This is a genomic window from Limimaricola pyoseonensis, assembly GCF_900102015.1.
Lineage (GTDB): Bacteria > Pseudomonadota > Alphaproteobacteria > Rhodobacterales > Rhodobacteraceae > Limimaricola > Limimaricola pyoseonensis.
The window spans coordinates 1-22241 of record NZ_FNAT01000010.1 but is presented as its reverse complement, the minus strand read 5'-3'; the positions used below and the strand labels follow the sequence as shown (position 1 = coordinate 22241).

At 69.6% G+C, this 22241-nt stretch carries 26 protein-coding genes and 1 pseudogene; 18 read left to right on the top strand and 9 right to left on the bottom strand.

The features are described 5' to 3' along the window. The first annotated feature begins 46 nt into the window (after nucleotides 1–46). The 4 genes from BLT43_RS16505 (at nucleotide 47) to BLT43_RS16490 (ending at nucleotide 3304) form a co-directional block, all read left to right on the top strand. Complete coding sequence (locus BLT43_RS16505; RefSeq protein ID WP_090114662.1) at nucleotides 47–1087, top strand: MBL fold metallo-hydrolase; 1041 nt, start codon at nucleotides 47–49, stop codon at nucleotides 1085–1087. Beyond that, complete coding sequence (dgcA, locus tag BLT43_RS16500) at nucleotides 1084–2049, top strand: N-acetyl-D-Glu racemase DgcA (protein WP_090114660.1); 966 nt, start codon at nucleotides 1084–1086, stop codon at nucleotides 2047–2049. The genes BLT43_RS16505 and dgcA overlap by 4 nt, the downstream gene beginning before the upstream one ends. Before the next feature lie 62 nt (nucleotides 2050–2111). Then, complete coding sequence (locus tag BLT43_RS16495) at nucleotides 2112–2972, top strand: D-amino-acid transaminase (RefSeq protein WP_090114658.1); 861 nt, start codon at nucleotides 2112–2114, stop codon at nucleotides 2970–2972. 17 nt (nucleotides 2973–2989) lie between these two features. Next, on the top strand, nucleotides 2990–3304 hold the full coding sequence (locus tag BLT43_RS16490; RefSeq protein WP_090114656.1) for a DnaJ family domain-containing protein: 315 nt from the start codon (nucleotides 2990–2992) through the stop codon (nucleotides 3302–3304). A 4-nt stretch (nucleotides 3305–3308) separates the two neighbouring features. Here the strand turns inward: BLT43_RS16490 and BLT43_RS16485 are convergent, their stop codons facing one another. Further along, the gene (locus BLT43_RS16485) at nucleotides 3309–3629 is read right to left on the bottom strand and encodes a DUF1244 domain-containing protein (RefSeq protein WP_242652333.1); all 321 of its coding nucleotides are present in this window, start codon (nucleotides 3627–3629) and stop codon (nucleotides 3309–3311) included. Between the two features lie 20 nt (nucleotides 3630–3649). Beyond that, nucleotides 3650–4393, bottom strand: coding sequence for an N-formylglutamate amidohydrolase (locus tag BLT43_RS16480; protein WP_090114654.1), 744 nt, complete (start codon nucleotides 4391–4393; stop codon nucleotides 3650–3652). A gap of 170 nt (nucleotides 4394–4563) precedes the next feature. Between BLT43_RS16480 and pyk the strand changes: the two genes are divergently transcribed. Continuing rightward, on the top strand, nucleotides 4564–6009 hold the full coding sequence (gene pyk / locus BLT43_RS16475; RefSeq protein WP_090114653.1) for a pyruvate kinase: 1446 nt from the start codon (nucleotides 4564–4566) through the stop codon (nucleotides 6007–6009). A 61-nt stretch (nucleotides 6010–6070) separates the two neighbouring features. On the opposite strand, the gene BLT43_RS16470 is transcribed toward pyk, so the two are convergent. Further along, nucleotides 6071–7498 carry a PepSY-associated TM helix domain-containing protein gene (locus BLT43_RS16470; protein ID WP_090114652.1) on the bottom strand — a complete coding sequence of 476 codons (1428 nt, stop codon included), beginning with the start codon at nucleotides 7496–7498 and terminating at the stop codon, nucleotides 6071–6073. 172 nt (nucleotides 7499–7670) lie between these two features. Further along, nucleotides 7671–8030, bottom strand: a complete 360-nt coding sequence (locus tag BLT43_RS16465; RefSeq protein WP_090114651.1) for a hypothetical protein — start codon at nucleotides 8028–8030, stop codon at nucleotides 7671–7673. Between the two features lie 264 nt (nucleotides 8031–8294). On the opposite strand from BLT43_RS16465, the gene rpmI reads away from it, so the two are divergent. The 5 genes from rpmI (at nucleotide 8295) to pheT (ending at nucleotide 13134) form a co-directional block, all read left to right on the top strand. After that, nucleotides 8295–8495 (top strand): 50S ribosomal protein L35, encoded by a 201-nt coding sequence (gene rpmI / locus BLT43_RS16460; RefSeq protein ID WP_090114650.1) that lies wholly within the window; start codon nucleotides 8295–8297, stop codon nucleotides 8493–8495. A 12-nt stretch (nucleotides 8496–8507) separates the two neighbouring features. Further along, the gene (rplT, locus tag BLT43_RS16455; protein ID WP_090114649.1) at nucleotides 8508–8870 is read left to right on the top strand and encodes a 50S ribosomal protein L20; all 363 of its coding nucleotides are present in this window, start codon (nucleotides 8508–8510) and stop codon (nucleotides 8868–8870) included. Between the two features lie 111 nt (nucleotides 8871–8981). Further along, entirely contained in the window at nucleotides 8982–10049 is a 1068-nt protein-coding gene (pheS, locus tag BLT43_RS16450) for a phenylalanine--tRNA ligase subunit alpha (protein WP_090114648.1), read from the top strand. Further along, nucleotides 10049–10744 (top strand): hypothetical protein, encoded by a 696-nt coding sequence (locus BLT43_RS18980; RefSeq protein ID WP_131802683.1) that lies wholly within the window; start codon nucleotides 10049–10051, stop codon nucleotides 10742–10744. Before pheS ends, BLT43_RS18980 begins: the two co-directional genes overlap by 1 nt. Further along, on the top strand, nucleotides 10741–13134 hold the full coding sequence (gene pheT, locus BLT43_RS16445; RefSeq protein ID WP_090114647.1) for a phenylalanine--tRNA ligase subunit beta: 2394 nt from the start codon (nucleotides 10741–10743) through the stop codon (nucleotides 13132–13134). The genes BLT43_RS18980 and pheT overlap by 4 nt, the downstream gene beginning before the upstream one ends. Nucleotides 13135–13188: 54 nt before the next feature. Here the strand turns inward: pheT and BLT43_RS16440 are convergent, their stop codons facing one another. After that, nucleotides 13189–13890, bottom strand: a complete 702-nt coding sequence (locus BLT43_RS16440) for a glutathione S-transferase family protein (RefSeq protein ID WP_090114646.1) — start codon at nucleotides 13888–13890, stop codon at nucleotides 13189–13191. Nucleotides 13891–14013: 123 nt separating this feature from the next. Between BLT43_RS16440 and mscL the strand changes: the two genes are divergently transcribed. Together mscL and BLT43_RS16430 are read left to right on the top strand one after the other, a co-directional pair. Further along, nucleotides 14014–14454, top strand: a complete 441-nt coding sequence (gene mscL, locus BLT43_RS16435) for a large conductance mechanosensitive channel protein MscL (RefSeq protein ID WP_090114645.1) — start codon at nucleotides 14014–14016, stop codon at nucleotides 14452–14454. Between the two features lie 103 nt (nucleotides 14455–14557). After that, complete coding sequence (locus tag BLT43_RS16430) at nucleotides 14558–15088, top strand: FMN-dependent NADH-azoreductase (RefSeq protein WP_090114644.1); 531 nt, start codon at nucleotides 14558–14560, stop codon at nucleotides 15086–15088. A 95-nt stretch (nucleotides 15089–15183) separates the two neighbouring features. On the opposite strand, the gene ald is transcribed toward BLT43_RS16430, so the two are convergent. After that, nucleotides 15184–16302 (bottom strand): alanine dehydrogenase, encoded by a 1119-nt coding sequence (gene ald, locus BLT43_RS16425; RefSeq protein ID WP_090114643.1) that lies wholly within the window; start codon nucleotides 16300–16302, stop codon nucleotides 15184–15186. A 129-nt stretch (nucleotides 16303–16431) separates the two neighbouring features. Between ald and BLT43_RS16420 the strand changes: the two genes are divergently transcribed. Beyond that, nucleotides 16432–16893: an Lrp/AsnC family transcriptional regulator gene (locus tag BLT43_RS16420; RefSeq protein WP_090114641.1), complete on the top strand. Its 462-nt coding sequence runs from the start codon at nucleotides 16432–16434 to the stop codon at nucleotides 16891–16893. Between the two features lie 55 nt (nucleotides 16894–16948). Here the strand turns inward: BLT43_RS16420 and BLT43_RS16415 are convergent, their stop codons facing one another. Further along, nucleotides 16949–17479, bottom strand: a complete 531-nt coding sequence (locus tag BLT43_RS16415; protein WP_090114640.1) for a peroxiredoxin-like family protein — start codon at nucleotides 17477–17479, stop codon at nucleotides 16949–16951. 95 nt (nucleotides 17480–17574) lie between these two features. After that, nucleotides 17575–17889, bottom strand: coding sequence for a hypothetical protein (locus BLT43_RS16410; protein ID WP_090114638.1), 315 nt, complete (start codon nucleotides 17887–17889; stop codon nucleotides 17575–17577). Between the two features lie 169 nt (nucleotides 17890–18058). Here BLT43_RS16410 and BLT43_RS16405 point away from each other — a divergent pair, with 169 nt between their 5' ends. Next, a complete protein-coding gene (locus BLT43_RS16405) occupies nucleotides 18059–18577 on the top strand; it encodes a GNAT family N-acetyltransferase (protein WP_090114636.1) in 519 nt (172 codons plus the stop codon). Between the two features lie 82 nt (nucleotides 18578–18659). Here BLT43_RS16405 and rpsU read toward each other — a convergent pair whose 3' ends face one another. Next, complete coding sequence (rpsU, locus tag BLT43_RS16400; RefSeq protein WP_007255353.1) at nucleotides 18660–18866, bottom strand: 30S ribosomal protein S21; 207 nt, start codon at nucleotides 18864–18866, stop codon at nucleotides 18660–18662. 104 nt (nucleotides 18867–18970) lie between these two features. Here rpsU and BLT43_RS16395 point away from each other — a divergent pair, with 104 nt between their 5' ends. From BLT43_RS16395 to BLT43_RS16380, 4 genes and pseudogenes are all read left to right on the top strand, one after another. Beyond that, nucleotides 18971–19696, top strand: a complete 726-nt coding sequence (locus BLT43_RS16395) for a COQ9 family protein (protein ID WP_090114634.1) — start codon at nucleotides 18971–18973, stop codon at nucleotides 19694–19696. Continuing rightward, complete coding sequence (locus BLT43_RS16390; RefSeq protein WP_090114632.1) at nucleotides 19693–20670, top strand: NAD(P)H-quinone oxidoreductase; 978 nt, start codon at nucleotides 19693–19695, stop codon at nucleotides 20668–20670. Before BLT43_RS16395 ends, BLT43_RS16390 begins: the two co-directional genes overlap by 4 nt. Nucleotides 20671–21011: 341 nt before the next feature. Further along, a complete protein-coding gene (locus BLT43_RS16385) occupies nucleotides 21012–21770 on the top strand; it encodes an electron transfer flavoprotein subunit beta/FixA family protein (RefSeq protein ID WP_090114394.1) in 759 nt (252 codons plus the stop codon). Further along, nucleotides 21770–22241, top strand: a pseudogene (locus BLT43_RS16380) (electron transfer flavoprotein subunit alpha/FixB family protein); the annotation flags it as partial. The gene BLT43_RS16385 and the pseudogene BLT43_RS16380, both read left to right, overlap by 1 nt.

Sequence of the window (22241 nt, the reverse complement as noted above, 5' to 3'; positions counted from 1 at the left end):
CGCGCCCCGGCTTGCCGCCGCGCCCGCGCTGCGGCATGTCGGGGGCATGACCGATCGTGCCACCGCCCGGACCGCCGAGGTCCACGAGCCGCCCGCACCGGGCGAAGCCGCAGAGATCGCCCCGGGGGTGTTCTGGCTGCGCCTGCCGCTGCCCTGGGCGCTCGACCACGTGAACCTCTACGCGCTCGACGAGGGCGACGGCTGGAGCGTGATCGACACCGGGCTCGACACCAAGGCCATCCGCGAGGTCTGGGAGGCGCTGCTTGCCGGCCCGCTCGGCGGCAAACCGGTGCGGCGGGTGGTGGTGACGCATCACCACCCCGACCATGTCGGGCTTGCCGGCTGGCTGATGGCGAAGTTCGGCGCGGAACTCCTGATGCCGCGCACCGGCTACCTGCTGGCGCGGATGCTGCTTCTGGACGAGCAGAGCCTGCCCACCAAGGAGACGCTGGCCTTCTGGAAGCGCGCCGGGATGGACCCGGAGCTTCTGGCGCAGCGCCGCACCGAGAGGCCCTTCAACTTCGCCGACTGGGTCGCGCCGCTGCCCTTGGGCTACACCCGTCTGCGCGAGGGCGGCACGATCCGCATGGGCGGGCGCGACTGGACCATCCGCATGGGCGAGGGCCACGCGCCCGAGCATGCGACCTTCTGGAGCGCGGACGACGACCTCGTGATCGGTGGCGACCAGCTTCTGCCCGGCATCAGCCCCAATCTCGGCGTGCAGCCGACCGAGCCCGAGAACGACCCGGTGAGCGACTGGATCGCCGCCTGCGATCGGCTGTCGCGCTTCGCTGAGGCGCGGCATTTCGTGCTGCCCGGCCACAAGCGGCCCTATCGCGGCTTGCCCGAACGGCTGGCGCAGATGGCGCAGGGCCATCGCGAGGCGCTCGACCGGCTGGAGCGGCATATCGCCGTGCCGCGCGCCGCCTCCGACTGCTTCGCGCCGCTGTTCCGCCGCTCGGTCACGCGCGACGTCTACGGCCTCGCGCTGGGCGAGGCGCTCGGGCACCTGAACGCGCTGGTGGCGCAGGGGCGGGCGGTGCGGCACACCGACGAGGCCGGCATCTGGCGCTGGAGGGCGGCATGACCATCACGGTGCTCGACGACAGCTTTCCGCTGGCGCGTGCCTTCACCATCAGCCGCGGCTCGCGCATGGCCGCGCATGTGCTGAGCGTGCGGGTGGCGCGCGACGGCGTGGCGGGGCAGGGCGAATGCGTGCCCTATGCCCGCTACGGCGAGAGCCTCGAAAGCGTGCGCGCGCAGATCGAGGCGCTGCCGCATGACATCGACCGCCGCAGCCTGCAGGAGGCGCTGCCCGCCGGCGCCGCGCGCAACGCGGTGGATTGCGCGCTGTGGGATCTCGAAGCCAAGCGCGCCGGCGTGCCGGTCTGGAAGCTGGCGGGGCTCGAGGCCCCGAAGCCGCTCGTCACCGCCTACACCCTGTCGCTCGACGCGCCCGAGGCGATGGAGGCGCGGGCGCGCGAAGAGGCGCACCGGCCGCTTCTGAAGATCAAGCTCGGCACGCCCGACGACATGGCCCGGCTCGAGGCGGTGCGCCGCGGCGCGCCCCGATCGACCATCATCGTCGACGCCAACGAGGGCTGGACCGCCGCGACCTATGCCGAGCTCGCGCCGCACCTGCTGCGGCTGGGCGTGGCGCTGGTCGAGCAGCCGCTGCCCGCGGGCGAGGACGCGGCGCTGGAGGGCGTCGCCCGGCCGCTGCCGGTCTGCGCCGACGAAAGCTGCCACGACCGCGCCTCGCTGCCCGGCTTGCGCGGCCGCTACGACATGGCCAACATCAAGCTCGACAAGACCGGCGGGCTGACCGAGGCGCTGGCCCTGCGCGACGCGGCTCGGGCCGAGGGCTTCCGCGTGATGGTCGGCTGCATGGTCGGCTCGTCGCTCGCCATGGCGCCGGCGCATCTGGTGGCGCAGGGCGCGGAGGTGGTCGATCTCGACGGGCCGCTGCTGCTCGCCGCCGACCGCGAGCCGCCGATGCGCCATGACGGCGAGGGGCTGCACCCGGCCGAATCCGCGCTCTGGGGCTGACCGCTCTGGCGGAGCGCGTCACCTTGCGGCAGAAGGGGCGCGCCAGCCACGAGGAGAGCGCCATGACCCGCACCGTCTACGTCAACGGGGAATACCTGCCCGAAACCGAGGCCAAGGTCTCGATCTTCGACCGCGGTTTCCTGATGGCCGACGGCGTCTACGAGGTGACCTCGGTGCTCGGCGGCAAGCTGATCGACTTCGAGGGCCACGCCAAGCGGCTGGAGCGCAGCCTGCACGAGCTGCAGATCCGCAAGCCGATGGAGGACGAGGCGCTGCTCGAGATCCACCGCGAGCTGGTGGCGCGCAACGAGATCGAGGACGGGATGATCTACCTGCAGGTCACCCGCGGCGCGCCGGGCGACCGGGACTTCGCCTTCCCGCCGGCCGAGACCGAGCCGACGGTGGTGCTGTTCACGCAAAGCAAGCCCGGCCTCGCCGACAGTCCGCAGGCCAGGGAGGGCATCCGCGTCATCTCGATCCCCGACATCCGCTGGGGCCGGCGCGACATCAAGACGGTGCAGCTGCTCTACCCCTCGATGGGCAAGATGATGGCCAAGGCCGCGGGGGTCGACGACGCCTGGATGGTCGAGGACGACCACGTCACCGAGGGCACCTCGAACAACGCCTACATCGTCAAGGGCAACACCATCGTCACCCGTCATCTCGGCCACGAGATCCTGCACGGCATCACCCGCAACGCGGTGCTGCGCTTCGCCCGCGAATCGCAGATGAAGGTGGAGGAGCGCGCCTTCACCATCGAGGAGGCCAAGCAGGCCGACGAGGCCTTCATCACCTCGGCCTCGACCTTCGTGATGCCGGTGGTGGAGATCGACGGCATGACGCTCGGCGAAGGCGTGCCGGGCCCGGTGGCAAGCCGGCTGCGCGAGATCTATCTGGAGGAAAGCCGCAAGGCGGCGCTCTGAGAACAGGAGGCTTCGTCATGGACCACCCGCTGATCGACCTGATCGGACAGGCCATCGCCAAGGCCGAGAGGGAAGGCGCCTTCGACGACCTGCCCGGCAAGGGCAAGCCGATCCCCGACCTGCACATGCCCGGCGACGCCGTGCTCGACCGGTTGATGCGCGAATCGGGCGCCAAGCCGCAGGCGGTGACGCTTAAGGCGCAGATCGCCGAGTCCAAGGCGCGGCTGGCCGAACTGACCGGCGAGGAGGCGCGCCGCGAAGAGATGCGCGTCCTCGCCGACCTGGAGCTGCGGCTGTCGCTCGAGATGGAGGCGATGCGCCGCTACGGCTGAGGGCTCAGCCCTCGCTCGCCTCGTGCTTCTGCGCCGCGTCGAAGGCGGCGCGCGCCTCTTCGCTCGCCTCGCGCTGGTGCTTCTCGCGCCACTCGGCATAGGGCATGCCGTAATAGGCCTCGCGCGCCTCGTCCTTGGACATCTCGTGGCCGCGCGCGGCGGCCTCCTCCTGCATCCAGCGCGACAGGCAGTTGCGGCAGAAGCCGGCGAGGTTCATCAGGTCGATGTTCTGCACCTCGGGGCGTTCCTCCATCAGGTGCCTTTGCAGCCTGCGGAACGCCGCCGCCTCGATCTCGGTGCGGGTCGCGTCGTCGATCTCGTCCATCTTGCTCATGTCGTCCTCCGTCACAGTCCGGTGGTCTCGAGGGTCTCGGTCAGGATCGGCGCCAGCCGCTCGGCCCAGGCGACCTGGCCGGCCTCGGTCTCGATCAGGTCGTTGCGGATCTCGATCAGCACGTTGGCGCGCCCCGGCCGCAGCGCGTGGCGGTCGATCGAATCGCCGGGCAGGTGGCCCGTGTAGGGCTGGTTGTCGCCGACCGTCAGGTCGTCCTCCTCGCGCAGCCGCGCGATCAGCGGGCGGGCGAGGCGCGAATCATGGTGGCTGTGCAGCACCGCCACCTGCCAGGGCCGGGGCGGGCGGCCGCGCAGCTGCGGCGTGTAGCTGTGGATCGCCACCACCACCGTGTCGTCGCGGCGCGCGGCGATCTCCTCGTAGGCGTCGTGATAGGGGCGGTGCAGCCGCTCGATCCGCTCGGCCACGTCCTCGGGGCCGGCATGGCGGTTGCCCGGCACGATCGAGCCGTCATAGAGCTTCATCACCAGTGTCGGGTCGTCCTCGCCGCGGTTGGGGTCGATCACCAGCCGCGAGAAGCACGACAGCACCGCCGGCGCGTCGAGCCGCTCGGCCAGCGCCTCGGTGACGCCCGCGGCGCCCACGTCCCACGCGATGTGGCGCGCCATGTCCGAGGCGGGCAGGCCGAGATCGCCGCCCGAGACCCAGCCGGGCACGTGGTTGCTCGCGTGGTCGCAGGTGACGAGCCAGCGCGATCCGCGCCCCTCGCCGACGGTGCGGTAGGCTTCTGACGACATATGGTGTGGCGATCCCTCTCGCTGTCCCTAACTTCTGTGGCACGCCAGTTGTGAGACCGGCGATTCTGGGCGATAAGGCGCCCGAACCGGCGTTGGTAGCGGTAACGGGACCGCCAGCCGCCTGTCACACATCTATCGCGTCCATGGGGCCAGTCGAGAGGATCCACCTGATGAAGCGCCATCGCAATGTGAAAATCGTGGCCACGCTGGGGCCGGCGTCGAGCACCTACGAGGTGATCCGCGCCCTCGTGGAGGCCGGGGCGGACGTGTTCCGCCTCAACATGAGCCATGGCGAGCATTCCGAGATCCGGGCCCGCCACGAGATCATCCGCCAGGTCGAGGCGGATCTCGGCTCGCCGATCGCCATCCTCGCGGACCTGCAGGGGCCGAAGCTGCGCGTCGGCACCTTTGCCAACGGCGAGGAGGAGCTGGTCGAAGGCGCGGCCTTCCGGCTCGACCTTGATGAGGCCGAGGGCGACGCCACCCGCGTGCGCCTGCCGCACAAGGAGATCTTCGACGCGCTCGAGCCGGGCGCCTCTCTGCTGGTCAACGACGGCAAGATCCGCCTGCGGGTGAAGGAGTGCGGCCCCGACTTCGCCGATTGCGAAGTGGTCGTCGGCGGTACCATCTCGAACCGCAAGGGCGTGAACGTGCCCGACGTGGTGCTGCCGCTGGCCGCGCTGTCGGAGAAGGACCGCAAGGACCTCGAATTCGTCTGCGATCTCGGGGTCGACTGGCTGGCGCTGAGCTTCGTGCAGCGCGCCGCCGACGTCGAGGAGGCGCGCCAGCTCTGCAAGGGCCGCGCCGCGATCCTGTCGAAGATCGAGAAGCCCGCCGCGGTGAAGGCCTTCGAGGAGATCCTCGCGGCCTCCGACGGCATCATGGTGGCGCGCGGCGATCTCGGCGTCGAGCTGCCGGTGCAGAACGTGCCGCCGATCCAGAAGCAGCTGGTGCGCCGCTGCCGCGCCGCCGCCAAGCCGGTGATCGTGGCGACGCAGATGCTCGAATCGATGATCGAGAGCCCGATGCCGACCCGCGCCGAGGTCTCTGACGTGGCGACCGCGATCTACGAGGGCGCCGACGCGATCATGCTCTCGGCCGAATCGGCGGCCGGCCAGTACCCGGTGCAGGCCGTGGCGACGATGGACAACGTCGCCGACGAGGTCGAGCACGACCCGACCTATCGCGACATCATCGAAAGCTCGCGCAAGGTGACGCACAACTCGGTCGCCGACGGCATCGTCGCCGCGGCGCGCGAGATCGCCGAAACCACCAACGTCAAGGCGATCTGCTGCTTCTCGCAATCGGGCACCACCGCCTCGCTGGTGGCGCGCGAGCGGCCGCGCGTGCCGATCCTGGCGCTGACCTCGGTGCAGAACACCGCGCGCCGGCTCTGCCTGACCTGGGGCACAAACTGCGTCATCACCGGCGAGGTCGACCGCTTCAAGGCGGCGGTGGTCGCGGCGGCGCGCGCCGCGCGCGAGCAGGGTCTCGCGACCGAGGCGGACATGATCGTGGTCACCGCCGGCGTGCCGTTCAACACGCCGGGCTCGACCAACATCCTGCGCGTCGCGCCCTGCGCCGAGCGGCTGATCTACTCGGCCGAATCCGAGTGAGCCCTGCGCCCCGAGGGGCGCGGATGTGGAAAGGCCGGGCATGTGCCCGGCCTTTCGCGTTTCAGGCGGTGCCGGGCCGGGCCGGGCGCAGCCGCGGCAGCACCAGACCGTCGAAGAGCAGCGCCGCCACCAGCGTCACGCCGGCGAGCGGGAAGGCCAGCGACAGCGCCAGCGCGACCGCCACCGCCGCGTTCCACTGCGGCATGTCGCGCGGCGCCGGCGGCGCGGCGAGCCGCAGGCTGCCCGCGGGGCGGCGCTTCCACCACATCGCGACGCCCGACAGGCACAGGAAGATCACCGCGAGGCAGACGAGGCTGTTGGCCAGCACGCTCCACAGGCCGAGCGTGCCCATGTGCAGCGCGATGCCCACCGCCATGGCCTTGCCCATGAGCGAGTAGTCCGCGAAGCGGACATCGGCCAGCAGGTCGCCCGAGTGGCGGTCGAGATGGACGACGCGGTCGCTGGTCGGGTCGGGGCTGTCGGTGCTCATGGAATCGCGGCTGAGCGTCCAGACGCCGGTCTCGCCCTTGGGCAGGTTGAGCTGGTAGCGCCCCTGAAAGCCGATCTCGCGGGCGAAGGCGTCGACGCGGTCGAGACCGGGCATGGCGCCGGCCGAGGGGCCGCCCTGCGGCGCCGGCGCGGCCATGCCGCCGCCATGGCCGGCATGCGGATCGGAGGCCGGCAGCGGCGTCTGCTCGAGCGCCCATGGCACCTCCTTGCCGCCGTCGTTCAGGCTGGCGTGGTCGAGGCTGCTGACCGGGATGCCGTCATACTTGCCGGCCGGGAAGCTCGACCAGGCCTGCACCATCATGCCGCCCCAGATGCCGGCCCAGGCGAGGCCGGAGATCAGGAAGAACAGCAGCGCCACCGAGATCCAGATCCCGACCGTGGCGTGCAGCGACAGCCACAGCGCGCGCCCGCGCGCCCCGAGCCGCGGCACGAGTGCCCGAAGCCCGCGCCCGTCGCGCGGCCACCACAGGTAGAGGCCGGTCACTAGCAGCACGACGCCGAGCGAGGCGGCGATCTCGATCATGCGGTCGCCGGTCACGCCGATCATCAGCTCGGCATGCAGGTTCTCGAAGAGATCGTACCAGCCGCTGCGGCGCGGGAAGGCGTCGATCACCTCGGCGGTGTAGGGGTCGACCACCGCCAGCATCGGGCCGTCGGCGGTGTTCACGCGAAACAGCGCCGCGAGATCGTCGGCGCGCGGGGCGATGTACTGCGCCAGCTCGCCCTCGGGCCAGAGCGCGGCCGCGGCTTCGGCCTGCTGCGACAGCGGCAGCGGCGCCTCGCCGGGGGTGACGGCGTTGCGCTCGCCGTCGCGGCCGTCGATCCAGGCGATCCAGAGCATCGCCATGCCGGTGATGGCCAGCATCAGGAAGAACGGGATGACGTAGAGCCCGGCATAGAAGTGCCAGCGCCAGACGGCGCGGTAGAGCCGGGCGCGGCGGCCCGGATCGGCGGGCGGGTGGGTGTCGATTGCGACCATGATCGAGATTCTCGGGTCAGGCGGCCGCGGGGCCGGGCAGGGGGATGCGCGCGACGGCGCGGAAGGGCAGGGCGCAGGGGCGCGGTGCCGCGAAGCGGTGGGGCATGGAACATACCTTCATCGGGCCGGTCCGGCGGACCGGCGGGTCAAGCTGTCGATCGGAGAAGCGGCGTCAGGCGCGCGGCGGTGCGCGCGGGGCCGCGTCATGCGCGGCGCGCGCCGGCACGATCGGGGCGACGTGGGCCGCGCCGATTCGCACCGCCGGCACGGTTTCGGCCGGGACCGGCAGCACCGGCGGGCGCGCCGTGTCGGTGGCGTCGAGCAGAAGGCAGTGATGCGGCGGGCCGGGGCTGCGCTCGACCGGGTTGCCGTCGCGGTCGAGCACCAGCGTCTCGAGCCCGTGCCCTGTGCAGATCACCACCGCCCTGAGGCCGAACGGGTCGAACGTCGCCAGCGCCGCCGAGGCCTGCGGCAGCAGCACGCCGAGCAGGGCGCCGGTCAGGAGCAGGAGACGCAGGAGCCGCAGCAGCATTTGACGGTCCGGTGAAGGGGCGGGTTGGGGCCTGCCGCGAGGGCACGCCGCCAGCCTTGCTCGGTAAGCCGGCTCGCGGGTTGCATCAAGCCTGTCGCGACTCGCGTGGCGTGAAGCCGCCGCGGACCATGCGCGGGCGCGCTTGCACTTCATCCCTTGCCTAACGCCCGCGCGCCGCATATACGGCGCGCTCATCCCGCGAGTCCGGCCTTCTTGGCATGCCGAGGCGCGCGGTCCCACCACCGTTCCGGAAGGGAGATGGAAATGCCCAAGATGAAGACGAAGTCGAGCTGCAAGAAGCGGTTCAAGGTGACGGCCTCCGGCCGGATCAAGGCCGGCCAGGCGGGCAAGCGCCACGGCATGATCAAGCGCACCAACAAGTTCATCCGTGACGCCCGCGGCACCACGGTCCTCGCCAAGGCTGATGAGCAGATCATCAAGCCGATGATGCCCTACGCGCGCTAAGGAGGTCAGGACATGAGCCGCACCAAAGGTGGTACCGTCACCCATCGCCGTCACAAGAAGATCCTCGACCAGGCGAAAGGCTACTACGATCGCCGTTCGCGGACCTTCAAGGTCGCCAAGCAGGCCGTCGACAAGGCCAACCAGTACGCGACCCGCGACCGCAAGACCCGCAAGCGCAACTTCCGCGCCCTGTGGATCCAGCGGATCAACGCCGGCGTCCGCGCGCATGACGAGGCGATGACCTATTCGCGCTTCATCAACGGCCTGGCCCTTGCCGGGATCGAGGTGGACCGCAAGGTTCTGGCCGATCTCGCGGTGCACGAGCCCGAGGCCTTCGGCGCGATCGTCGACAAGGCGCGCGCCGCTCTGGCCTGAAGGCCCTGAGCGACAAGATCTGAGGAAGCCGCGCCGCCCCCGACGGGCCGCGCGGCTTCTTGCGTTTCGGGGCCGGGGTGGTAGTCCGGACCGATGGAAAAGGGTGACGACATGGACGATCTTCGGGACAGGTATCTGGGGCTGATCGCCGAGGCCGGCGACGAGGCCGGAATCGAGGATCTGCGCGTGCGCGCGCTGGGCAAGAAGGGCGAGATCTCGGGCCTGATGAAGACGCTGGGCGGCATGAGCCCGGAAGAGCGCCAAGAAAAGGGCCCGAAGCTCAACGCGCTCAAGACCGAGATCGCCGACGCGCTGGCCGCGCGCAAGGCCTCGCTCGCCGACGCGGCGCTGGAGAAGCGGCTGCAGACCGAGTGGCTCGACGTGACGCTGCCGACGCGCCCCGCGCGCCAGGGCAGCATCCATCCGATCAGCCAGGTCACCGAGGAGATCGTCGCGATCTTCGCCGATATGGGCTTCTCGGTCGCCGAAGGCCCGCAGGTCGAGAGCGACTGGTACAATTTCGACGCGCTCAACATCCCCGGCCATCACCCGGCCCGCGCCGAGATGGACACCTTCTACACGCATCGCGCGCCCGGCGATAACCGCCCGCCGCACGTGCTGCGCACCCACACCTCGCCGGTGCAGATCCGCTCGATGGAAGCGAACGGCGCGCCGATCCGCATCATCTGCCCGGGCCGCGTCTACCGCGCCGATTACGACCAGACCCACACGCCGATGTTCCACCAGATCGAGGGCCTCGCCATCGGCACGGACATCACCATGGCGCATCTGAAATGGGTGCTGGAGGAAAGCCTCTCGGCCTTCTTCGGCACCAAGGTGAAGACCCGCTTCCGCGCCTCGCATTTCCCCTTCACCGAGCCCTCGGCCGAGGTCGACATCCAGTGCAGCTGGCAGGACGGCACCGTGAAGGTGGGCGAGGGCGACGACTGGCTCGAGGTGCTGGGCTCCGGCATGGTGCATCCCAAGGTGCTGAAGAACGCCGGCATCGACCCCGAGAAGTACCAGGGCTTCGCCTTCGGCATGGGCATCGACCGTCTGGCGATGCTGAAATACGGCATCCCCGACCTGCGGGCCTTCTTCGAGAGCGACCTGCGCTGGCTGCGCCATTACGGCTTTGCGGCGCTCGACGTGCCGACGCTGAGAGCGGAGACGGTATGATGCCTAGATCTTCTGCTCCGAGTCAAAAACCAAATGAAGTCGCCCAAGGTGAAGTCGAACAGGAAGAAATTAAAACTCTGGCAGACTTTCTAATGGATTCCGGCAGTAAAACCCATTTTGTATGGAGGAATCTGCTCGGAGACCACTATACTGCTACTAATGCTCAAGTAGAGGGTGCGACGGTAGGCTTTTCTAAGCTCACAGGGAAATTGCTCGCTGGTGTAGGTGGCGTGTCGGCACTTCTAGCTTTGGGCTCGTATGTGCTAAGTACCATTGATGAACTTCCGAAGGACCTGAAGGTGCTAGGAGTGCTCATCGTTCTGACTTTTTTGTTGGCTATCTGTTCGTTCGTTTCTGCGCTGGCAAAAGGAATGGCGGCAATAAACCTCGGCGATTTGGCTGTTAAAAGAGCGTTGTGGCCTCTTGGCGGCCTTCGGGTCGTTCGTGGAACGGACGATCAATTTTCGGCAATATTGCTTCGCGAGTATTCTAAAAGGGTAAGGGGCAAGGCGGGAATTGGCCGGACTGTTCGTTTGTTGGTCAGTGGAGTCGCAGGCGCGGCATTCATATTTGCCGTGATAATTTCTTTTGAGTTTTTGCTGCCCAGTCAATTTGAGAGGGCTGTTCTGTTTCTTGATAGGGTTGTTCTCCAGGAACAGACTCCTGTTACCAAAAAGTTGGAGATCGAAGGATGAAATTCACCCTCTCCTGGCTCAAGGACCATCTCGACACCACGGCGACCGTGGACGAGATCGCCGAGGCGCTCACCGATCTCGGGCTCGAGGTCGAGGGCGTCGAGAACCCGGCCGAGCAGCTGAAGAACTTCGTGCTCGGCAAGGTGGTCGCGGCCGAGAAGCACCCCGACGCCGACAAGCTGCAGGTCTGCCGCGTCGACCTGCCCGGCGGCGAGGACCAGATCATCTGCGGCGCGCCCAACGCGCGGCAGGGCATCACCGTCGTCGTCGCGCGCCCCGGCACCTACGTGCCCGGCCCCGACTTCACCATCGGCGTCGGCAAGATCCGCGGCGTCGAGAGCCACGGCATGATGTGCTCGGAGCGCGAGCTGGGCTTGGGCGACGCGCATGAGGGCATCATCGAGCTGCCCTCTGGCGAGGTCGGCCAGGGCTTCGCCGACTGGCTGGCTGAGAACGACCCCGCCAAGGTCGACCCGGTGATCGAGATCGCGATCACGCCGAACCGCGGCGACGCGCTCGGCATCCGCGGCATCGCGCGCGACCTCTCGGCCCGCGGTATCGGCACGCTCAAGCCGCTCGAGGTCAACTCGGTGCCGGGCGGGTATGACAGCCCCGTCGGCGTCGAGATCGCCGCCGACACCCGCGACGGCTGCCCGATCTTCGCCGGCCGGCTGATCCGCGGCGTGAAGAACGGCCCCTCGCCGGACTGGCTGCAGGACCGGCTGCGCGCCATCGGCCTGCGCCCGATCAGCTTCCTCGTCGACGTGACCAACTACGTCACCTACGACCTGAACCGCCCCTTGCACGTCTTCGACGCCGACAAGGTGGCGGGGAACCTGCTGGTGCACCGCGCCGAAGGCGGCGAGAGCTTCGCCGCGCTCGACGAGAAGACCTACACGCTCGAGAAGGGCATGATCGCGATCTCCGACGACAACGGCGTCGAGAGCCTCGCGGGCATCATGGGCGGCGCGGACACCGGCGTGACCGAGGAGACCACCAACGTCTTCGTCGAGAGCGCGCTGTGGAACCCGGTGCAGATCGCGCTGACCGGCCGGGCGCTGAAGATCCACTCGGACGCGCGCCAGCGCTTCGAGCGCGGCATCGACACCGACTTCGTCACCACCGGCCTGCAGATCGCGGTGCGGATGATCGTCGACCACGCCGGCGGCGACGCCTCCAAGATGGTGATCGCGGGCTCCACCCCGGACAATTCGCGCGCCTACCGGCACGACCCGAAGCGTGTGACCAAGCTCGTGGGCATGGACATCCCGGCCAAGGAACAGCGCCAGACGCTCGAGCGGCTGGGCTTCCGGCTCGACGGCGAGATGGCGCATGTCCCGGCCTGGCGCTCGGACATCCAGGGCGAGGCGGACCTGGTCGAGGAGGTCGCGCGCGTGGCCTCGCTGTCGAAGCTCAAGGGCGTGCCGCTGCCGCGGCCCGAGGGCGTGGCGCAGCCGGTGCTGACGCCGATGCAGACGCGTCTCGCCAAGGCGCGGCGCACCACGGCGGCCATCGGCTACGACGAATGCGTCACCTACAGCTTCATCGACGCCGAGGCGGCGCAACTGTTCGGCGGCGGCTCGGACGCCTCGAAGCTCGAGAACCCGATCTCGTCCGAGATGAGCCACATGCGCCCCGACCTGCTGCCGGGCCTGCTGCGCGCGGCCGCCCGCAACCAGGCGCGCGGGCAGGGGGATCTCGCGCTGTTCGAGGCGGGTCACGTCTTCTGGGGCGGCGAGCCGGGCGAGCAGCGGCTCTGCGTGGCGGGCCTGCTCACGGGGCGCACCGGGCCGAAGGACGTGCATGGCGCGTCGCGCCCGGTCGACATCTACGACGCCAAGGCCGATGCCGAGGCGGTGCTGGCCGCGATGGGCGCGCCGGCCAAGGTGCAGATCCTGCGCGGGGCCGAGGGCTGGTGGCATCCGGGCCGGCACGGCCGGATCTGCCTCGGCCCGAAAAAGGTGCTCGGCGTTTTCGGCGAGCTGCACCCCAAGGTGCTCGCGGCGCTCGACGTGAAGGGCCCGGCCGTGGCCTTCGTGCTCTGGCCCGAGGAAGTGCCGCTGCCGCGCCAGAACGGCGCCGCCCGCCCGGCCTTCACGCCGCCGGCGCTGCAGCCGGTCGAGCGTGACTTCGCCTTCGTGGTCGATGCCGGGGTCGAGGCGCTGACGCTGGTGAACGCGGCGCAGGGTGCGGACAAAGCGCTGATCGCGGATGTGCGGGTGTTCGACCAGTTCCAGGGCGGTAGCTTGGGCGAAGGTCGCAAGTCGGTGGCGATCACGGTGCGGCTGCAGCCGACCGAGAAGACGCTGACCGAGAAGGAGATCGAGGCGGTGGGCGCGAAGATCGTCGAGAAGGTGGCCAAGGCGACCGGCGGCGAGCTGCGCGGCTGAACCGGGCCTCCGAACGAATGAAAGGGGCGGGCCGCTGGCCCGCCCCTTGCCGTTTCAGCCCTCCGGGTTCGGGATGCGGCGGCCCTTCGCGGCGGCCGGGCGGGCGTAGAACCGCTCGACATAGCCCGGCACGTTCTTCAGCTCGTCCCAACCGACAAGGTGCTTCGCGCCGTAGAAGTCGAGCGCGTTGAGCCATGGCGCCATGGCGATGTCGGCGATCGAGAACTCGCCCACCAGCCAGTCGCGCCCCTCGAGCTGGCTGTCGACCACCGCCAGCAGACGCTTCGCCTCGTTCACGTAGCGCTCGCGCGGGCGCGGATCCTCGATCTCCTTGCCGCCGAGCTTCACGAAGTAGCCGAGCTGGCCGAACATCGGGCCGACGCCGCCCATCTGGAACATCAGCCACTGGATCACCTGATGCCGCTCGGCGGCATCGCGCCCGATCAGCTTGCCGGCCTTCTCGGCGAGATAGATCAGGATCGCGCCGCTCTCGAACAGCGGCAGCGGCGCGTCGCCCGGGCCGTTCGGGTCGATGATCGCGGGGATCTTGTTGTTGGGGTTGAGCGACAGGAACTCCGGGCTCTTCACGTCCGCGTCCTTCAACGTGACGAGATGCGGCTCGTAGGGCAGGCCCAGCTCCTCCAGCGCGATCGATACCTTCTGGCCGTTCGGCGTCGGGAAGGCGTAGAGCTGGATCACCGAAGGATCCTTCGGCGGCCATCTGCGGGTGATCGGGAAGGCGGAGAGGTCGGTCATGTCGTTTGTCCCGTCTGGGTGTGGTCGTCCCGACACCTAATGCGGCTTTCGCGCGATGGAAGCTGTCTCGCGGTGCCGCTGCTGCGCTACCCCTGTGCGCGAACGCCATAACGGGGGGCAGACATGCTCAGCGAATTCCGCAGCTTCATCGCCAAGGGCAACGTCATGGATCTCGCCGTCGGGATCATCATCGGCGCGGCCTTCACCGCGATCGTGCAGAGCCTCGTGCACGACCTGATCAACCCGGTGATCGGGCTGATCCTCGGCGGCATCGACTTCACCTCGATGTATGTCGTGCTCTCGGGCGATGTCCCGGCGGGCACCTCGCTGGAGGTGGCGCGCGAAAGCGGTGCCGCGGTCTTCGCCTACGGCGCCTTCCTCACCGCCGTGATCAACTTCCTGATCATCGCCTGGGTGGTGTTCCTGCTGGTCCGCGGCGTGAACCGGATCAAGGACGCCGCGGTGAAGCGCGGCGAGCCGGTGCCGAACGCGCCCAAGGGGCCGACGCAGGAAGAGCTGCTGACCCAGATCCGCGACCTGCTGAAGCGCGGCGACGCCGCCTGACGCGGTTGTGAGACGGCGAATGGGATCTGTGCGTTTTCTCGGAGTTCATTCCGGAGCTGCGCGCCCATAGGTGCTTTCCATCATCGAATTGAGGGCCTCCCCCATGACCATCCTGCACATCGACTCCTCCATCCTCGGCGAGAACTCGGTGTCCCGCCAACTCACCGCCGCCGTGGTCGAGCACCTGCTGGCCGAAGGGCCGCAGGAGGTTCTGCGCCGCGATCTCGCCGATGCCGCGAGCGAGGCCGCCTTCGACGGCGACCCGATCGAGCAGCTCTACGCCGCCGACACGCTGGTGATCGGCGCGCCGATGTACAACTTCGCGATCCCGCACCAGCTCAAGGCCTGGATCGACAGCGTCGCCGTCGCCGGCCGCACCTTCCGCTACACCGAGACCGGCCCCGAGGGGCTGGCCGGCGGCCGCCGCGCCATCGTGGTCTATGCCTCGGGCGGGGTGCATGACGGCGCGACCGACTTCGTCGAGCCCTATCTGCGGCAGGTGCTGGGCTTCATCGGCATCACCGACGTGACGGTGCTGCGGGTCGAGGGCACCGCGATGTCGCCGGAGGCGCGCGACGAGGCGATCGAGGCGGCGCTGGAGCGCGTGCCGGAGGTGACGAAGGCCGCCGCCTGACACGACGAGACCATCAATGACGACGGCCGGCGCGAGGGTCTCGCGCCGGCCGTTTTCGTTTCAAGGCCCGGTCCGGGCCCGGGTCGTGTTCCGGCTCAGCGCAGCAGCGCCTGTTGCGCCGAGATCGCCTCGCGGCCCAGCCCCTCGCCGACGGCGAGGTTGGTGATCTGCCCGGCATGGACGTTGAGGCCTTCGGCGAGATGCGCATCGTCGAGGCAGGCCTGCTTCCAGCCCTTGTCGGCCAACGCCAGCACGAAGGGCATGGTGGCGTTGCCAAGCGCCAGGGTCGAGGTGCGGGCCACCGCGCCGGGCATGTTGGCGACGCAGTAATGCATGATGCCGTCGACCTCGTAGATCGGGTCCTGGTGGGTGGTGGCCTTCGAGGTCTCGAAGCAGCCGCCCTGGTCGATCGCCACGTCGACGATCGCCGCGCCGGGCTTCATGGTCGAAAGCTGTTCGCGCGACACCAGCTTGGGCGCGGCGGCACCCGGCACCAGCACCGCGCCGATCACCATGTCGGCCTGCGCCACGGCCTCGGCGGTCGAGCCGGCGGAGGCGTAGAGCGTGCGGAACTGGCCGCCGAACACGTCGTCGAGATAGCGCATCCGCGGCAGCGACTTGTCGAGCACGGTCACCCGCGCGCCCATGCCGGCGGCGATCTTCGCGGCATGGGTGCCGACCACGCCGCCGCCGATCACCACGACGTTGGCCGGCGTCACGCCGGGCACGCCGCCCATCAGCACGCCGCGGCCGCCATTGGCCTTCTGCAGCGTCCAGGCGCCCATCTGCGGCGCGAGGCGTCCCGCCACCTCGGACATCGGCGCCAGCAGCGGCAGGCCGCCATTGCGGTCGGTCACGGTCTCGTAGGCGATGCAGGTCGCGCCCGAGTTTACGAGGTCCTCGGTCTGCTCGGGGTCGGGGGCGAGGTGGAGATAGGTGAAGAGCAGGTGGCCTGCGCGCAGCATGGCGCGCTCGGGGGCCTGCGGCTCCTTCACCTTCACGATCATCTCGGCCTCGGCGAAGACCTGCTCGGCGGTGTCGGCGATGCGGGCGCCGGCGGCGCGGTAGTCGTCATCGGTGAAGCCCGCGCCGTTGCCGGCACCGGCCTGCATGGTGACGATATGGCCGCGGCCCACGGCCTCGCGGGCGGCGTTGGGGGTCAGGCCGACGCGGAATTCCTGCGGCTTGATCTCGGTCGGGCATCCGATGTGCATGGGGGTCCTCCTTGTTTGCGTCGATGCTGGCGCATCGCGCTTGCAATTGCTGACGAGATCCTGTCCCCATGGGCGCAGTTTAACGCAGAAACTCGCGCATGGGCGCTATTTCGTCGAAGGATCTTGCGCATGGAGGCATTGGACCGGATCGACCGTGCGATCCTCGCGGCGCTGCAGGGGCAGGGGCGGCTGTCGAATGCCGAGCTGGCAGAGCGGGTGAACCTCTCGCCCTCGGCATGTCACCGCCGGGTACAGCGGCTGGAGCGCGACGGGCTGATCCGGGGCTACGTGGCGCTGCTGGACCCGCGCCGCATGGGGCGGCCGGTCACGGTCTTCGTGGAGATCACCTTGTCGGGGCAGGCGGACGAGCTGCTCGACGCCTTCGAGGCGGCGGTGGCGCGCATCCCCGATGTTCTGGAATGTCACCTGATGGCGGGAACGGCGGACTACCTGCTCAAGGTCGTGGCGCGTGACAGCGAGGATTTCGCGCAGATCCACCGTCGCCACCTCGCGCGGCTGCCCGGCGTGCAGACCATGCAGTCCAGCTTCGCGCTGCGCACGGTGCGCCATACCACTGCCCTGCCGATATGAGAACGCCGCCTCCCCGAGGGGAGACGGCGCGCCGGGTGCAGCAGGTCGGTCTAGATCAGGCGGCCAGCTTGGTGCCGCGGATCGGATAATCCTTGTCCCGGATGAAGTTCAGCCCGTTCAGCAGCCCTTCGAGGTCGGGCCGCGAGAAGGGTGCGTTCGAGATGTCGGCGATGTGCACCGTGCCCTTGGGGTTGATCACGAAGACCGCCGGCTCGGCGAAGGGATGGTCGGTTTCCTGCGGCGAGCGCGGGTCGGAGACGTAGAGGCCGAGATCGAGCATCTGCTGCACGCTGAGCCCGTAGGCCACGGGCGCGCTGGTGCCGGTGTCGTCGGCGAACTTGCGCGCCTTCTCCTCGCCGTCGCCAGAGACCAGCACCACGTCGATGTCGCTGTCGTGGAACTTGGGCAGCAGGCCTTCCAGCCCTTCGACGTATTTGTGGCAGATCGGGCAGTGCTGGCCGCGATAGACGATGACCAGCTGCCAGCCGCGGCCCTCGCGCGGCTGCCCCAGCGTGATCTCCTCGCCGCCAAGGCTGGGCAGGGTGATCTCGGGCAGGGCGGTGTCGGGGGTCGGTTTGCCGGGCATGATGCCTCCTCGTCGGTTTGAACTTGACGCGGCAACGCGCGGGACGCCGTTCGGGTCGGTGCGATCACGCAGAGGCGATGTGGAGTGAGCGGCGCCTAGCGCAGCACCTCGGAGGCGACGACGCGCCGCACGAAGGGCGCCATGCCGGCCGGCCCGGAGGCGCGGTCCTTGAGGTGGATCGTGACGTCGGGCCGCCGCGCGGCGACGACGCCGATCAGCTCGCCCCGGATGCGGTCGTCGAGCCCGGCGCCGATCACCACGCAGGCGATGGCCGGCTCGGCCTCGAGCTGGCGCTCGACCTCGTCGCGGTCATGCGCGCCGAGCCATTCGACCGGCATGTCCTCGAGCTCGCGCGCCACGGTCTCGACCACGCCGGGAAGGCGGCCCACCAGCAGGATGACAGGTTTCATCGTGACCTCCGGGCGTTGCGGGACGGGGCCAGTCTAGCGCGAAACCGCCCGCCTGTCCGCAGGCGCCATCGGTGCGGGGGGTCTTGCATGGGTTTCGCACCGGCATGAAGCCGTGGCAGCATGGGGGCTCGACAGGACGGCGACAGGGCAGTGCGGAGGGGATCACGGCATGCGAAGCTTCGAGACCGAGCGGCTGCGGGTGCGCGACTGGACGCCGGACATCGCCGATCCGGCGCGCCGGCAGGCGTTGCAGGCCGCGCTGGAAGAATTGCTGACCGAGCGGGTGCTGCGTCACCTGCCGCCGCCCCTGCGGCTGTCGGACGGGGCGGAGGAGATCGGCCCGTGGATCGAGGCGCGGGCGGCGGAAAGCGACGTGGGGCTCGTGCTCGAACGCGACACGGACCGGCTGGTGGGGCTGCTGATCCTGGCCTTCATGACCGGGGAGGCGGAGACCGCGGTGTGCCATCTGGGCTATCTCTTCGCGGAAACGGCCTGGGGGCGGGGCTATGCCACGGAGCTGGTCACGGGCCTCGCCGCGACGCTGGACCGCGAGCATCCCGTGATGCTGGCCGGCGGCGTCGGCCGGGACAACCCGGCCTCCGCGCGGGTGCTGCAGAAGGCGGGCTTCACCAAGGATCCGGAGCTGTCCGACGCCGAAACCGAGATCTACCTGCGCCGGCCCGGCTGAGCGCAGCCGACGCCGGGCAAGGAAAAACCCCCAGGGGCCGGGCCCGCGGGGGTTCCAGTCTTTCAAGCCGTGGCGCGGTGCTTCAGAGAAGCCCTTCGCGCTGGGCCTTCTTGCGAGCGAGCTTGCGCTGACGGCGGATGGCCTCGGCCTTCTCGCGCGCCTTTTTCTCGGAGGGCTTCTCGAAATGCTGCTTGAGCTTCATCTCGCGGAACACACCCTCGCGCTGCAACTTCTTCTTCAGAGCCCGGAGGGCCTGATCGACGTTGTTGTCGCGAACGCTAACCTGCATGTGGTTTTCACCACCTTTCTAAGCTGGAGTTTCAGGATTGCAGGAGCGCGCCGTATAGCAAAGCCCCGGCCGCCTGTCTAGGCTGGGGCAGAGAGGAGACGAGGATGACACACCCCTATGCTTCAGAGCCGGGCGGGGCGGGCGGCATCGACCCCGATCTCGACCGGCTGATCGACGCGGTCCTGCCGCATGTCGCCTTCGACGGCTGGTCCGACCATGCCTTCCACGCCGCGATCCGCGACGCCGACATGCTCGAATCCGAGGCCCGGGCGCTGTGCCCGCGCGGCGCGATCGACCTTGCCGTGGCGCAGCACGACCGCAGCGATGCCGAAATGGCCGCGCGGCTGCGCGCCGCCGATCTGTCGGCGATGCGCTACCGCGACCGGGTGGCCTTCGCGCTCCGAACCCGGATCGAGGTGGTCCCCGACAAGGAGGCGCTGCGCCGTGCCACGACGCTGTTCGCGCTGCCGACCCACGCCGCCGAGGGCTCGCGGCTGCTGTGGCGCACGGCCGACGCGATCTGGACGGCGCTGGGCGACGATTCGGACGACGTGAACTGGTACACCAAGCGCGCGACGCTTTCGGGCGTCTGGGCGTCCGTGGTGCTCTACTGGCTGGGCGACGACAGCCTCGACCACCAGGCGACCTGGGGCTTCATCGACCGCCGCATCGAGGACGTGATGCGGATCGAGGAGGTGAAGGCCAAGGCCCGCGATTCGGTGCTGCTGCGGCCGGTGACCGGCGCGCTGTCCTTCCTGTTCTCGGGCGTGCACGCGCCGCGCCACAAGCCGCCGATGGACCTGCCCGGGCACTGGAGCACCCGCCGATGACCATGAGAGCCGTCGAGATCACCCGCCCCGGCGGGCCCGAGATGCTGGTCGAAACCACTCGCCCGCGCCCCGAGCCGGGCCATGGCGAGGTCGCCATCGCGGTGGCCTTCGCCGGGGTGAACCGCCCCGACGCGCTGCAGCGCGCGGGCGCCTACGACCCGCCGCCCGGCGCCTCGGACCTGCCGGGGCTCGAGGTCGCGGGCCGCATCGCCGCCGTGGGGCCGGGCGTGACCGAATGGCAGGTGGGCGACGCGGTCTGCGCGCTGACACCGGGCGGCGGCTATGCCGAACGGGTGGTGACGCCCGCCGCGCATTGCCTGCCCGTGCCCGACGGCATGGACCTGCGCGAGGCCGCCTGCCTGCCGGAGACCTATTTCACCGTCTGGTCCAACGTCTTCATGCGCGGCGGGCTCGAGGGCGGCGAGCGGTTCCTGGTGCATGGCGGCTCCTCGGGCATCGGCACCACGGCGATCCAGCTCGCGCGGATCTTCGGCGCGCGGGTCTTCGCCACCGCCGGCTCGGCCGCGAAATGCGCCGCCTGCACGAGGCTCGGGGCCGAGCGGGCGATCAACTACCGCGAGGAGGACTTCGTCGAGGTGCTGCGCGCCGAGGGCGGTGCCGACGTGATCCTCGACATGGTCGGCGGCGACTACGTGGCGCGCAACCTCAAGGCGCTGGCCGATGACGGGCGGCTGGTGCAGATCGCCTTCCTGCAGGGGCCGCAGATGACGCTCAACCTCGCGCCGCTGATGGTGCGGCGGCTGACGCTGACCGGCTCGACGCTGCGGCCGCAATCGGTCGAGGCCAAGGCCGCGATCGCGCGCGAACTGCGCGAGAAGGTCTGGCCGCTGCTGTCGGCCGGCCGGATCGGCCCGGTGATGGACAGCAGCTTCCCGCTGGCCGAGGCCGCCGCGGCGCATGCCCGGATGGAGAGCTCGGAGCATATCGGCAAGATCGTGCTGAAGGTCGGTTGAATTACCCGCAAGGCGGCGCAACCCGCAGGGGGTGATCGGCGTTTGTCGGCACCCTCTGACAGGAAAGGACGCCGTCATGGCCGACAAGGGGAAGGACCACCAGACCAAGGGCGCGAAGCCCGGCGCGAGCAAGCCCAAGCCGAAGGGCAAGTGAGCGCGCGGGCGGCCTGACCGCCCGATTCCATCCGGCAGTGCCATTCGACCCGGCCCGCGGTGCCCCCGCGGGCCGTTGACGTGCGCGTAACGCGACGTCGCCTTGGCCCGAATGGTCGGTTTGGCCCTGTCACCCCCGGATCGGCCACGCTACCAATTCTCCGAAAGTCCGACAGGAGAGGGTGGAGATGAAGATCCTAGTCCCCGTGAAGCGGGTGATCGACTACAACGTGAAGGTGCGCGTCAAGGGCGACGGCACGGGCGTCGATCTGGCGAACGTGAAGATGTCGATGAACCCGTTCGACGAGATCGCGGTCGAGGAGGCGATCCGCCTGAAGGAGGCCGGCGTGGCCACCGAGGTGATCGCGGTCTCGATCGGCGTCAAGCAGGCGCAGGAAACGCTGCGTACGGCTCTGGCGATGGGTGCCGACCGGGCGATCCTGGTGGTCGCGGCCGACGCGCCGGAGCAGGACATCGAGCCGCTCGCCGTCGCCAAGATCCTCGCCAAGGTGGTCGAGGCGGAGCAGCCGCAGATGGTGCTCTGCGGCAAGCAGGCGATCGACAACGACATGAACGCCACCGGGCAGATGCTCTCGGCGCTCCTGGGCTGGTCGCAGGCCACCTTCGCCTCCGAGGTGAAGATCGAGGGCGAGCACGCGCAGGTGACGCGCGAGGTCGATGGGGGCCTGCAGACCATTTCGGTCAAGCTGCCGGCGATCGTCTCCGTGGACCTGCGCCTGAACGAGCCGCGCTATGCGTCGCTGCCCAACATCATGAAGGCCAAGAAGAAGCCCTTGGACGAGAAGACGGCCGGAGATTACGGCGTCGACGTCTCGCCGCGGCTCGAGGTGGTCAGGACCGCCGAGCCGCCGGCGCGGCAGGGCGGCATGATGGTCGGCTCGGTCGACGAGCTGGTCGAGAAACTCAAAGATCTGGGGGTGGTGTGATGGCTGCTGTCCTGCTTCTGGCCGAGGTCACCGATGGCGAGCTGAACCGCGACGCCACCGCGCGCGCGCTCAGCGCCGCAAGGCAGCTCGGCGAGGTGACGCTGCTCTGCGTCGGCGCCAAGGCCAAGGGCGCGGCCGAGGCCGCCGCCACGCTCGAGGGTGTCTCGAAGGTCCTTTGCGCCGAGGACGCGCTCTACAGCCACCGCCTGGCCGAGCCGGTCGCGGCGCTGGTGGCGCAGATGGCCGAGGGCTTCGAGGTGATCGCGGCGCCCGCGACCACCGACGCCAAGAACGTCATGCCGCGCGTCGCGGCGCTCTTGGACGTGATGATCGTGCCCGACGTGCTGGCGGTGCACGAGGACGGGTCGTTCGACCGCCCGGTCTATGCCGGCAACGCGATCCAGACCGTGCGCTCGCGCGACGCGGTGAAGGTCATCACCATCCGCACCACCGGCTTCGAGCCCGCGGGCG